General features: G+C 65.1%; 11 protein-coding genes and 1 pseudogene. 5 read left to right on the top strand and 7 right to left on the bottom strand.

Features of this window, described 5'->3' with window-relative positions:
* Positions 1-301: 301 nt before the first annotated feature.
* Complete coding sequence (locus AKN84_RS43355) at positions 302-523, bottom strand: dodecin (RefSeq protein WP_050426447.1); 222 nt, start codon at positions 521-523, stop codon at positions 302-304.
* A gap of 201 nt (positions 524-724) precedes the next feature.
* Here AKN84_RS43355 and AKN84_RS43350 point away from each other — a divergent pair, with 201 nt between their 5' ends.
* Both AKN84_RS43350 and AKN84_RS43345 read left to right on the top strand, forming a co-directional pair.
* Complete coding sequence (locus AKN84_RS43350) at positions 725-1336, top strand: HdeD family acid-resistance protein (RefSeq protein ID WP_347337391.1); 612 nt, start codon at positions 725-727, stop codon at positions 1334-1336.
* Between the two features lie 192 nt (positions 1337-1528).
* Positions 1529-1867 carry a hypothetical protein gene (locus tag AKN84_RS43345; RefSeq protein ID WP_244485786.1) on the top strand — a complete coding sequence of 113 codons (339 nt, stop codon included), beginning with the start codon at positions 1529-1531 and terminating at the stop codon, positions 1865-1867.
* An 83-nt stretch (positions 1868-1950) separates the two neighbouring features.
* On the opposite strand, the gene AKN84_RS43340 is transcribed toward AKN84_RS43345, so the two are convergent.
* On the bottom strand, positions 1951-2337 hold the full coding sequence (locus tag AKN84_RS43340) for a COG4315 family predicted lipoprotein (RefSeq protein ID WP_050426446.1): 387 nt from the start codon (positions 2335-2337) through the stop codon (positions 1951-1953).
* 242 nt (positions 2338-2579) lie between these two features.
* Positions 2580-3320: a bestrophin-like domain gene (locus tag AKN84_RS43335; RefSeq protein WP_050426445.1), complete on the bottom strand. Its 741-nt coding sequence runs from the start codon at positions 3318-3320 to the stop codon at positions 2580-2582.
* Positions 3321-3472: 152 nt separating this feature from the next.
* On the opposite strand from AKN84_RS43335, the gene AKN84_RS43330 reads away from it, so the two are divergent.
* Positions 3473-4417 (top strand): ornithine cyclodeaminase family protein, encoded by a 945-nt coding sequence (locus AKN84_RS43330; RefSeq protein WP_050426444.1) that lies wholly within the window; start codon positions 3473-3475, stop codon positions 4415-4417.
* A gap of 97 nt (positions 4418-4514) precedes the next feature.
* Here AKN84_RS43330 and coaA read toward each other — a convergent pair.
* From coaA to AKN84_RS43310, 4 genes and pseudogenes are all read right to left on the bottom strand, one after another.
* A pseudogene (coaA, locus tag AKN84_RS43325) lies at positions 4515-5452 on the bottom strand (type I pantothenate kinase).
* 160 nt (positions 5453-5612) lie between these two features.
* Entirely contained in the window at positions 5613-7871 is a 2259-nt protein-coding gene (locus tag AKN84_RS43320) for a xanthine dehydrogenase family protein molybdopterin-binding subunit (RefSeq protein ID WP_050426443.1), read from the bottom strand.
* Positions 7868-8350 carry a (2Fe-2S)-binding protein gene (locus AKN84_RS43315; RefSeq protein WP_050426442.1) on the bottom strand — a complete coding sequence of 161 codons (483 nt, stop codon included), beginning with the start codon at positions 8348-8350 and terminating at the stop codon, positions 7868-7870. Before AKN84_RS43315 ends, AKN84_RS43320 begins: the two co-directional genes overlap by 4 nt.
* Positions 8351-8354: 4 nt before the next feature.
* A complete protein-coding gene (locus tag AKN84_RS43310; RefSeq protein ID WP_050426448.1) occupies positions 8355-9215 on the bottom strand; it encodes an FAD binding domain-containing protein in 861 nt (286 codons plus the stop codon).
* A 336-nt stretch (positions 9216-9551) separates the two neighbouring features.
* Here AKN84_RS43310 and AKN84_RS43300 point away from each other — a divergent pair, with 336 nt between their 5' ends.
* A complete protein-coding gene (locus AKN84_RS43300; protein ID WP_050426440.1) occupies positions 9552-11162 on the top strand; it encodes an ABC transporter substrate-binding protein in 1611 nt (536 codons plus the stop codon).
* Between the two features lie 370 nt (positions 11163-11532).
* Positions 11533-12150, top strand: coding sequence for a hypothetical protein (locus AKN84_RS43295; RefSeq protein ID WP_128971690.1), 618 nt, complete (start codon positions 11533-11535; stop codon positions 12148-12150).
* Positions 12151-12184 lie beyond the last annotated feature (34 nt).

Raw genomic sequence — 12184 nt, 5'->3', positions numbered from 1 at the left:
ACCGCATTCAGTGTGAACGGGATTGCGGGCCCCAGCGTCGCGCAACAATTAAGATTTGGGGTAATGGGTCCTGGCCTTCGCCAGGACGACGGTGAGGACGGATCTCGACTCAAAACGTCAAACACGCGGCGTCATCACCCGCGAAAGCGGGTGATCCAGTATTCCAGAGACAGCAGTGCTTGAGCCGAGAGGCCACGGCGTACTGGATCGCCGGGAACAGGCCGGGCGATGACAGGTGAGGATGGGGCACTACCCTCCGACAAGCTGACGAATAACCGGCAGCAAGTTGCGGGAGACCGCCCTACTCCAGCGTGAAGCCGACGCGCAGCGTCACCTGGTAGTGCCGGACCTTGCCGTCTTCGATATGGCCCCGCGTCTGCACCACCTCGAACCATTTCATTTCCCGGATCGTCTTCGACGCACGGCTGACGGCGTTCTCGATCGCCGCCTCGATGCTCTTGTCCGATGATCCGACCAGTTCGAGGATCTTGTAGACGTGGTCCTTGTCGTGCGTCGTAGGCATGTCGACCTCCTCTGTGGATGCGCGGTCCGGACAGTTTGCAGTCCAATCCGGACAGTCTGTCGTCTGCTACCGGCTGCCGTCGCACCAATGCTGCGCGGCAGCACGCCGGTTGATTTGAATCAACGTGTCGCGGCACCTTTGGTGCCACCATGCATTTCGTGCCTTGCGCCTGCCCTTGTCCGCGCGCTCACCTATGGTAGCATGAAATGGTTCAGCATTCGGGAGCGATACGATGTCCACAACGTCCAGCTCACCCGCCACACCTCCTCACAGCCTCGGATCCGGGCTCACCAACTTCGCGCGAAGTGGGGCTGGATCGTCGCGCTCGGCGTGATCTACCTGATCGCCGGCGTGCTCGCCTTCGGCAGCGTGTTGTTCGCCACCGTCGTCAGCGTGCTGTTCGTCGGCGCCATGATGATCGTCGCGGGCGCCGCCGAAATCGTGAACGCCTTCCAGTTCAAGACGTGGGGCAAGTTCCTGTTCTGGCTGCTGCTCGGCGCGCTCTACGTCGTCGCGGGATTCATCACCTTCGAGAATCCGCTGCTCGCGGCGGCGACGCTGACGCTGTTCCTCGGCATCGCGCTGGTGGCCTCCGGCATCGTGCGGATCTTCCTCGCGTTCGGCATGAACTCGGCGGCGCCGTGGGGCATGGTCGCGATCTCCGGGCTGATCACGCTCGTGCTCGGCGCCATGATCCTGGCTCACTGGCCGGTGTCGAGCCTCTACGTGCTCGGCATCTTCCTCAGCGTCGACCTGATCTGCGCCGGCGTCAGCTGGATCAGCATGGGCATGGCGCTGAAGCAGCGCGCCTGAACGCGCAAGGCGCCGGCAAACCTGCCTGCGAAGACTGATCCTTCCGCGGAAGGCGCGCCCCGTCGCGCCTTTACGTTGTCGTGTCCGCATCGCAAAATCGCGGCTTCCCGCTCGAACCCACTTCCGTCAGGCCCCGTCCAATTTTGCGAGCGGGCCATTCCGGTTTCGCCGAACCGAAGGATGGAATTTCCTATGTCGATGCGATCGAGATTGTCATCAGCAACATTATTCACCGTCGCGACCACCACCACGCTCGCGGCAACTGCGGTGCTGGCCACGGCCGTCGCCACGACGGCGCTGACCACCACCGCAGCCCATGCATTTCAGCCGCGTGTCGTTCCACCCTGCAATTTCTTCCTCTTCACGGAGGGATGCGGGCAGTCTGGTCCACAAGCCGATCCAGGTCGCTCGCGCAACCGCGACATCTCGCCGGCCTACATGAAACAGTCCGATCCGCGCTACAATCAGAGCCTGCTGAGCGCAGGCGGAGGTGGTGGCGGAGGAGGCGGTGGTGGTGGCGGCGGCCGCTAGCATAACCCGCCGAAAACCTCGTGCGCGGAGAGATGGCGGGTTAGGCTTGCGCTAACCCGCCCTGCTCTGCTCCTTGCAACACCTCAGGGCTGCGCGAGGTGCCAGGCGCCGTTGAGAAAGCCGTCGCCGGTGATGTCGCCGGCCTTCTGGTCCTTGGCGAAGGTATAGAGCGGCTTGCCCTTGTAGGCCCACTGCTTCGAGCCGTCGTCGCGCGAGATGATGGTGTAGCCGCCTTCGGCCTTGTCGCCGGCTTCCGCCTTCAGCACCGGCCAGTTGGTCGCACAGGGGCCGTTGCAAGCCGACTTGCCGTCGGTGTCCTTGTCGAAGATGTAGAGCGTCATGCCCTTGGCGTCGGTCAGGACGGAACCCTTTGCGGTGGTGCCGGTCTTGGTCGGCGGCGCGGCAAGGGCGGCAGATGCGAGGGCGAACGAAGCGGCGGTGGCGAGCGTGAGTGCGAGCGTTGTCTTCATGATGTCTCCCTTTCGAATGCAAATGGCTTGCATGCGTAAGGACGCGCGAAGCCGCGCACTATTCCGCGAGCGACGTGGAAACAAATTTCCAGATGACGATCGATGCGAGGGGAATAAAGCCGAAGGCGGGCGTCGATACCGCTGCGTAGCCCGGATGAGCGAAAGCGATATCCGGGGTATGTCCCCGCATATCGCTTCGCTCATGCGGGCTACAGATCTGCCGTCGCGACAGGACCATCGCCCTACCGCCTGATCTCCTCCGCCGCGCGCACCAGCGGGCGGTCGGAAATCTGGATCGGGCCGGAGAACGGCGTGCTCATTTCGAGGATCAAATAGATCGCGGCCGAGACCAGCGCCGCCGCGGCGACATAGGTCGAGATCACGACCGCGTTGCGCGGCGCCCGAAAGCCCAGCGTCGCGAACATTAGCGTCAGCCATCCGACCAGAATGCAGATCAGCGGTGACGGGAACGAACCGTCGGACTGCTCGACAAAGGTCCAGCGCTGCTGCACCGCCTGCCGAAAGACGGACCTTGCATCGTTCCACAGCGCGATCTTCTGCTCGTCGTTGAACTTCAGCTCGCGGAGACTGGTGCCGACCTCGTCGAGCAGATGTTCGGACACCTCGTTCGCCCGCGAGATCGGCACATCCTTGAGCACCTGCTCGACATAGGCGAGCAGCCGCCGGCGCGGCTCGTCGGCGCTGGGACCGAGCGGCCGCAGGCTGCGGTCGAGCAGGATGAGGTCGGTGGCGAAGACATGCAAATTGCGGTCGACCGCCACATAGGTGTTGGCCGAGTTGTTCATCATCAGGCCGAGCAGCAGCGACGGCATGGTGAAGAACAGCGTCGCGACCAAGCGTACCGAGGTATTGGTTTCGTCGCTGCGGTGATGATCCCCGAGCCGGCCATGGATCGCCATGGTCCCAAGCGCGGCGCCGCCGAGCAGCATGAAGATCAGGATGGCGACGACGACTGCAACCACGGCTTGCGGAGACCTGCGAGAGAATCAGGTGCGCAGGATAGCAAGGGGCTCGGCGCATGTCCGGTTGACTAGCCTTCCCCACGCGCTATCCAGTCCGGAGCCGCTTTGGTGCGCTCCGGGAGGCGCGCAAGGGTGCCTGAGGAGAGAACCACGTGCATATTGTCGACGACAGCGAGGTCAACCGCGTCCTGAGCTTTCCGATCCTGATCGAGGCGATTGAGGCCGCTCACCGGCGGCCGAGGATCGCGGTCCATGACGGCTATCTCGGCGACGACAAGGGCCAGCAGCTGGTGACCCGCAGCGCGGTCGATGCCGGCCGGTTCATGATGACCAAGCTCTACACCAGCTTTCCGGGCAACCTCGCGCACGGCAAGCTGCCGGCCGTGCAGGCGGTCTGCGTGCTGTTCGACGGCAATGACGGCCGGCCGCTCGCGGTGATGGACGCCGCCGAGATCACCCATTGGAAGACCGCCGCGGATTCCGCGCTCGGGGCCAAGCACCTCGCACGGCAGGATGCCGAGACGCTGCTGGTGGTCGGCGCCGGCGAGATGGCGCGCTGGCTGGTGCGCGGCCACCGCACGGTGCGGCCGTCGTTGAAGCGGGTGCGGGTCTGGAACCGGACCGTCGAGCGCGCGCAGGAGCTCGCCACGCTGCTGGAGGCCGACGGCATCGCCGCCGCGGCCGTCACCGATCTCGACGCCGCCACCGGCGAGGCCGACATCATCACCACCTGCACCCGCTCGCGCGAGCCGCTGGTGAAGGGCGCCAACTTGCGGCCCGGCACCCATCTCGATCTGGTCGGCGGCTTCACCCCCGACACCCGCGAGTCCGACGACGAGGCAGCGCGGCGCTCACGCATCTTCGTCGACCGAAGGGAATCCGCCTTCGACGGTGTCGGCGACATCCTGCAGCCGATCGCCAGCGGCGCGATCGAGGAGAGCGACGTGCTCGGCGATCACTACGACCTCGCGAGCGGTGCAGTCACCGGCCGGCAGTCGCCCGACGACATCACCTTCTTCAAGAACGCCGGCGGCGGGCATTTGGATTTGATGACCTGCGAGACAGTGTTCGCGCAGCTGGGGAAGGAGCTGAAGTGACGGACCGTAGGGCGGGTTAGCGAAGCGTGACCCGCCGACCCAACTCGACGCGCGGAAAGACGGCGGGTTACGGCTTCGCCTAACCCGCCCTACATTGCTACGTCTCCCGCAGCCAGACCTCGCCGATCGAGTGATCGGAGCGCTTGCGCAGCACGACGTCGGCGCGCGTCCGCGTCGGCAGGATGTTCTCCCTGAGATTGGCGCGGTGGTGCTCGCGCCACAGCCGCTCCGCAACCTCGCGCGCGTCGCCGGGCGGCAGGTCCCGGTAGTGGTGGAAATAGGAGGCGGGATTCCGGAACGCGGTCGGCTGCAGCCTGAGGAAGCGCTCGACATACCAGGACTGGATGTCGGCCTCGTCGGCATCGAGATAGATCGAGAAGTCGAAGAAGTCCGAGACCACCACCGGCGCTGTGCCGCGCGCCAGCAGCACATTGAGACCCTCGAACACCAGGATATCCGGCTGCCGGATGACCTGGCGCTCCGACGGCACGATGTCGCCGATCAGATGCGAGTACACGGGCAGCTCGAGGTCGCGTTCACCCGCCTTGGCGGCCGCGAGAAACCGCAGCATCCGCGGCAGATCGTAGCTCTCCGGAAAACCCTTGCGCCGCATCAGGCCGCGCTCTTCCAAAACAGCGTTGGAATGCAGGAAGCCGTCGGTCGTCACCAGCGCGACCCCCGGCTGATCGGCCCAGCCGGCTAAGAGCGCACACAGCACGCGGGCAAAGGTGCTCTTGCCGACGCCGACGCTGCCGGCCAACGCCACGATGTAGGGCGAACGGCGCGCGGCCGGCCGAGAAATTCCGCCTTGACCTGCATCAAATTGCGCGCCGCCGAGAAATGCAGATTGAGCAGACGCGTCAGCGGCAGGTACACGTCACTGACCTCGGCTGACGTGATCGGCCCGTTGAGGCCGCGCAGCGCCGTGAGATCGGCCTCCGACAGCGTCAGCGACGTGCTGGCGCGTAGCGCCGCCCAATCGCTCCGGCTGAAGATCATGTAAGCGGACAGCTCGTCGGGGTGGGTCATTCTCATCCATCACGGTGAGCCCGATGCATCCGATCGATCTTGCCGAAGCAAAGCCAGCGGCGTCAATGGCGCAGAACGTAGGGCGGGTTAGCGAAGCGTAACCCGCCGCAGCCCGATGCGAGGAAGCAATGGCGGGTTACGCTAGCGCTAACCCGCCCTAAGCTCCCTATTCCGCGGCCTGCTGCGTCAGTGCGTCGAGCACCGCCGAGACCTTCGGCGGCGACATCGGCAGGCTGTAGAAGCGCTTGCCGAGCGCGTTGTGGACGGCGTTGGCGACGGCGGCCATCACAGGCACCAGCGGCACCTCGCCGACGCCCTTGACGCCCTGCGGATGCTTCGGGTTCGGCACCTCGACCAGCGCGCAATCGAGCATCGGCAGGTCGGAACAAACAGGCATGCGATAATCGAGGAAGCCCGGATTATCGACCTTGCCATCCTTGTTGTAGATGTACTCCTCGTTCAGCGCCCAGCCGATGCCCTGCGCGACGCCGCCCTGCAGCTGGCCCTCGACATAGCTCGGATGCACGGCGCGGCCGACATCCTGCACGGCGGTGTAGCGGATGACACGCACGATACCGAGATCGACATCGACCTCGACGTCACAGATATGCGTGCCGAAGCCGCCTTCCGCGCCTTGGGTGTTGAGCTGCACGCTGGCGCCGATCGGACCGCCCTGCGACGGCGCCTTCTCGGCGAGGTCGGCGAGCGTCAACGGCTCGAACTGGCCGGCATTCGGACTGACCGGATGCGCGGCGCCGTTCTCCCACTTCACGGCTTCAGGGTCGATCTCCCAGAGCTTCGCGGCGCGCTCGCGCAAGGTCGCGATCACCTTGTCGGCCGCCTGCGTCACCACCATCGAGGAGGCGAACAGCACGCGGCTGCCGCCGGTGAGGTTGGAGAAGCCGACCGTCTGGGTGTCGCCGATGATGACGGAGACGCGCTTGTAGTCGATGCCGAGCAGTTCGGCGCAGATGTTGGCGATGCCGGCGCGCGAGCCGCCGATGTCGGGATGCCCCGTCGTGACGACGACGTTGCCGTCCTCGGTGATGTTGACCTGCGCGGAGGATTCACCGCCGGCATTGAACCAGAAGCCGGAGGCGACACCCCTGCCCTGCAATTTGCCGAGCGGCGCGGCATAATGCGGATGGTTCTTCGCGGCCTCGAGCGTCTCGATATAGCCGATGCGCGGGAACACCGGGCCGTGCGCGGCCTTGGTGCCTTCCTTGGCCGCGTTCTTCAGCCGCAGCGCCAGCGGATCCATCTTGAGCGCCGCGGCGAGTTCGTCGAGCACGCATTCCACCGCATAGGCGCCGATCGGCGCGCCGGGCGCGCGATAGGCCGCGACCTTGGAGCGGTTGGAGCAGACGTCAAAGCCTTCCGACAGCACATGCGGAATGTCGTAGGGCGCAAAGCTGCACCCGACCGCGCCGCGGATCGGCGAGCCCGGAAAGGCGCCGGCCTGCAGGTAGAAGCTGCCGTGGGCGGCGACGATAGTGCCGTCCTTCCTGGCGCCGATCCTCACCGTGCTCTTCGAGCCCGAGGTCGGCCCCGTCGCGCGCATCACCTCCTCGCGGGTCATCACCATCTTCACCGGGCGGCCGGATTTCTTGGCAAGCAAGGTCGCGAGCGGTTCGAGATAGACGATGGTCTTGCCGCCAAAACCGCCGCCGATCTCGGCGGGGATGGCGCGGATGTCGCTCTGCGGGATGCCGGTCAGCATCGAGGTCATCGCGCGCACCATGAACTGGCCCTGGCTCGACGACCAGATCGTGGTCTTGCCGTCGGCAGCCACCGAGATCAAACAGGCATGCGGCTCGATATAGCCCTGGTGCACCGGGCGCGTGGTGAAGGAGCGCTCGATCACGATCTCGGCGTCCTTGAATCCTATCGCGATGTCACCCTTCTTGGATTCGATGCGGCCCATGATGTTCGAGGGCTTGCCGTCGAACTTGTTGAACTCGTGCAGGATCGGCGCGCCGTCCTTGAGCGCGTCGTCGATCTCGATCGCCCAAGGCAGCACCTCGTAGTCGACCTCGATCAGCTTGCAGGCTTCGGCTGCGATCGCCTCCGTGGTCGCGGCGACGGCGGCAACGGGATGGCCGGGGAACAGCGCCTTGTCGCGCGCCATCACGTTGCGGCACATCCAGCGCATGTCCTGGATGCCGAGCATCACGGCGCCCTTCTCGATCGTGAAGTCGACGATGTCGCGCGAGGTGACCACCGCCTTGACGCCGGGCAGCGCCTCGGCCTTGGCGGTGTTGATCGACTTGATGCGGGCGTGCGGATGCGGGCTGCGCAGCACCTTGCCCCAGATCATGCCGGGCATGGTGGTGTCGGCGGCGAACGCCGCGCGGCCCGTCACCTTGTCGACGCCATCGGGCCGGATGGTGCGCTGGCCGATCCATTTGTTGTTGACGACGTTCATCGAGCAGTCTCCCGCATTTCAGCGGCGGTCTCCATCACCGCGCGGACGATCTTGTCGTAACCGGTGCACCGGCAGAGATTGCCGGCGAGCCAGAAGCGGACTTCCTCTTCGGTCGGATTGGAATTCCGCGCGAGCAGCGCCTCGGAGGCGACCAGCATGCCCGAGGTGCAGATGCCGCATTGAAGCGCGGCATGCTCCAAAAACTTTTGCTGCAAGGGATGCAGCTTCTCGCCCTTGGCCATGCCCTCGATGGTCCGGATTTCGTGGCCTTCGGCCTCGGCCGCGAGCATCAGGCAGGAGCAGACCAGGCGGCCGTCGAGCGTGATCGAGCAGGCGCCGCAATCGCCGGACGAACAGCCTTCCTTGGAGCCAGTGAGTCCCAATTGCCCGCGCAACGCGTCGAGCATGGTCTCATACGGCTCGCACAGGAATTCAACGGGCTCGCCGTTGACCGAGGTGGTGACGTGCAGTTTCGGCATGGTGCTAATGTCCTCCCGCGCGCTGGGCGGCGATCGCGGCGGTGCGCTTGAGCAGCACGCCGGCGGTTTTGATGCGATACGCGATGGTGCCGCGCTTGTCGTCGATCGGACGGCACGCGGCGCGGCATGCCGCGCTGGCTGCTTCCAGCGCCGCATCGTCGAGCTTCGAGCCAATCAACGCCTGCGCTGCAGGCGAGACCAGAAGCGCGGTCGGCGCCACCGCGCCGAGGCCGACACGGGCCGCGGTGCAGACGCCGTCCTTTAACGTCAGGCTGACGCCGATGCCGACCACCGCGATGTCCATCTCGGTGCGCGGAATCATCCGCAGATAAGCATCGCCCGAGCCCTTCGGCCGCGGCGGGAGTGCGAAACTGACCAGGATCTCGCCGGGCTTGAGGTTGGTGCGTCCCGGTCCGGCCGGCACGTCCTCGACCTTGATCTCGCGGCGACCGTTCGGGCCCTGCACGGTGACGACGGCACCCGCTGCGATCATCGCCGGCACGCTGTCGCCGGCCGGCGAGCCGTTGCAGAGATTGCCGCCGGCGGAGGCGCGGCCCTGCACCTGCTTGGAGCCGATCAGGTTCACGGCCTCCAGCACGCCGGGCCACACCTTGCCGAAGCGCGCGTGGTCGGCGAGCTCCATGCCGGAGACGGCGGCGCCGACGCGGAAACCGCCATCGGCGGTCTCGGTGATCTCGGTCATCTCGCCGATCTTCTTGATGTCGACGATCAATCCCGGCCGCACCAGGCCGGAGCGCATTTGCACCAATAAGTCGGTACCCCCAGCCATAATGCGGGCGGCACTCCCGGCGGCAGCAAATGCGCCAATCGCTTCATCAAGCGTGCGCGGTGCTACGTATCGGATATCGGTCATGACGGTTCTTCTGGTCTCCCTCGGCTGCTCGTTCGCGCTGCTTGTTCCCTTAAGGGGATATGGCCTTATTGCTGGCCGGCAGGACCACAAGCCTACACGGCGGATCAGGGTCCGAACAGCCTGCGAGGTGCGGCAGGAAGCGCAGGCTCCTATGCAGGATGCGGACTTGTGCGGTGCCGGCGATGGCGCGCGCCGCGACCGCGGTCATCGAACGTTCACCTGACCGATCCAGGAATCCGGGCGCCAGACTGGCGGCGCGGCCCTTGCTTGCTTTCAACAACGAATTCGTGAAGCATGCCGGCGCAACGACAGATCGGGAGATGCTGAATGGCGGATGTTTCGCGCAGGACACTCCTCAAGCTCGCGGCCAGCGTGCCGCCGGCGATTGCGGCCCCGGCCATCCTGTCATCGCGCGCCGTCGCCGCGGCCAAGGGCAAGACCATCACCGCGGTGATGCATTCGGACCTGCGCATCATCGATCCCGGTTTCACGACCGCCTACATCACCCGCGACCACGGCTACATGGTCTACGACACGCTGCTCGGCATCGATTCCAGCTTCAAGGTCCGGCCGCAGATGGCGGACTGGACGATCTCCGACGACAAACTGACCTACACCTTCACGCTGCGCGACGGCCTGAAATGGCACGACGGCGCGCCCGTCACGGCCGAGGACTGCATCGCCTCGCTGAAGCGCTGGACCGCCGTCGACGGCATGGCGCAGAAGCTGGCCGAATTCACGGCCTCCCTAGCGGCCAGCGGGCCGAAGGCCATCGTGCTCAAGCTCAAGGAGCCCTACGGCCTGGTGCTGGAGTCACTGGCAAAGCCCTCCTCCTATGTCGCATTCATGATGCCGAAGCGGCTCGCCGAGACGCCGCCGGGCAAGCAGATCGCCGAACAGATCGGCTGCGGGCCGTTCAAATTCGTGGCCGGCGAATTCCAGCCGGGCGTGAAGGCGGTCTATGAGCGCAACGCCGACTACGTGCCGCGCAAGGAAAAGCCGGATTGGCTGTCGGGCGGCAAGGTCGCGAAGGTCGATCGCGTCGAATGGATCACGATGCCGGACGCGCAGACCGCAATCAACGCGCTGCAATCCGGCGAGATCGACTTCCTGGAACAGCCGTCGGTCGACCTGCTCACGGTGCTCGAGGCCAATTCCGATCTCACCGTGGCCGTGCTGAACAAGTTCGGCTTCCAGATCGAGGGCCGGATGAACTTCCTGCATCCGCCGTTCGACAACCCCAAGGTCCGCCGCGCCGCCTTCCTGGCGATGAACCAGAAGGACGTGCTCGACGCCACCGTCGGCAACGCGAAGTTCTACGAGATCTGCGGCTCCTATTTCGCCTGTGACACGCCGCTCGCCAGCGACGCCGGCGCGGAGACGCTGATCAAGGGCAACGGCATGGCCGAGGCCAAGAAGGCGCTCGCCGCCTCGGGCTATGACGGCACGCCCGTCGTGATCATGATCCCCGGCGACGTGCAGACGCTGAAGGGACCACCGACGGTCGCCGCGCAGCTGTTGCGCGCGGCCGGCTTCAACGTCGACGCACAGGTGACCGACTGGCAGACCGTGGTGAGCCGCCGCGCCAGCCAGAAGCCGCCCAAGGAAGGCGGCTGGAACCTGTTCTTCACCTTCACCGGCGCCACCGAAGTGATGAACCCGATCGTCAACAACCAGATCGCCGCGAACGGCAAGAAAGCCTGGTTCGGCTGGCCCGAGGACGCCAGGCTCGAGCAGATGCGCGACGCCTATGCGCGCGCCACCTCGCCTGAAGAGCAGAAGAAGTTCGCGATCGAGATCCAGCAGGAAGCCTACGAACAGGTGATCTATATCCCGCTTGGCCAGTTCCGCCTGCCGAGCGCCTGGCGCAAATCGTTGACCGGCGTGCTGGAAGGCCCGGCGCCGCCGGTGTTCTGGAACGTCGACAAGACCGAATAGGATCGGCGGCGCGATCGACGCGCGCCGCCGATCAAGTTTGGGCCAGCCGACGCGCGTGCACTCGGGCGCCGCAAAATGACGAAAACAACCCCATGCAAAGGAGCTGGCTGCTGCCGGCGTCCGTCTGGGCCACTTGACACGTCGGGCAAATCAGGAGCATATTTCCAATATTCCGAAATTGCGCTTCCGCTCGCCGGCGATGGCGCCAGCGCCGTTTGGGCCGCCGTCGGCTTGGCCTCGTCACCTTGCGGGATGTTGGTGGCCACATTCAGAAAGGCGTCCAAGCAGCCTCGCGTCGCCTTTTTGACCCGAAGCTGACATGGCCCACCGAGTAGCTTAGAATAGCGTGGGCGGGCTACTGGGGCGCGCTGTGGTCTACAAATTCGATCCGATTGATTTCAACGGTACGACCTTTGAGCTCGACGAGACGTCAGTGATGGTCATGGGCTCGACGGAGTTTCTTCGTCAGAACCTCCCCATCGCAGCGTCCTATTTTCCGAAGGCTCTCACCTTCGACGCTGCTTCTGCGAGGCTGCCCGACATGTTTCACATGTCCAGGGGCTACTACGTTTTCTCTGAGCGGGCGCGCACGGTGATAGAACACTGGGCACCCAATCAGGTCGAGTTCATCCCCGTCGCCTGCACAGCGAAGCCAAAGATCGCCTCGGTACTGAATTTCGACAGCGCCTATTACTTCATCAACGTGCTCGGGCGCGCCCAGCGGTTGCAATGGCGCGAAATGGAGGCGCGCAAGTTCAGGCCGCAAGACGACGGGATAGAGCGTTTTGGACTGTCGCAAGACTTCCACAAATGGAAGTTGCGTGAGCGTGTCCTTGGCGAGCCGCTGATTTGGCATGACGCGTGGTGGCGTGACGGGAACAGGGAATACAGAGGGCACGTCGAAGTCCTGATCGAGGACGTGCTTTGGCGAGAACTCGACGCAAATTTTCCCGACCAACTGCATCCGTTGCGCGCTGGTGAACACTGACGCAATCGGGGACGGTGCAAGGTCCGGCTCGTGG

Origin of the sequence: Bradyrhizobium tropiciagri, assembly GCF_001189845.1 — a bacterium.
Lineage (GTDB): Bacteria > Pseudomonadota > Alphaproteobacteria > Rhizobiales > Xanthobacteraceae > Bradyrhizobium > Bradyrhizobium tropiciagri.
Note: the sequence above shows the minus strand (reverse complement) of the source record. Positions and strands in the feature narration are given on the sequence as shown.

Coding starts and splice junctions, on each gene's coding strand:
- AKN84_RS43355 (WP_050426447.1), bottom strand. CDS start 523: ATGCCTACGACGCACGACAAGGACCACGTCTACAAGATCCTCGAACTG.
- AKN84_RS43350 (WP_347337391.1), top strand. CDS start 725: ATGAAATGGTTCAGCATTCGGGAGCGATACGATGTCCACAACGTCCAG.
- AKN84_RS43345 (WP_244485786.1), top strand. CDS start 1,529: ATGTCGATGCGATCGAGATTGTCATCAGCAACATTATTCACCGTCGCG.
- AKN84_RS43340 (WP_050426446.1), bottom strand. CDS start 2,337: ATGAAGACAACGCTCGCACTCACGCTCGCCACCGCCGCTTCGTTCGCC.
- AKN84_RS43320 (WP_050426443.1), bottom strand. CDS start 7,871: ATGAACGTCGTCAACAACAAATGGATCGGCCAGCGCACCATCCGGCCC.
- AKN84_RS43315 (WP_050426442.1), bottom strand. CDS start 8,350: ATGCCGAAACTGCACGTCACCACCTCGGTCAACGGCGAGCCCGTTGAA.
- AKN84_RS43300 (WP_050426440.1), top strand. CDS start 9,552: ATGGCGGATGTTTCGCGCAGGACACTCCTCAAGCTCGCGGCCAGCGTG.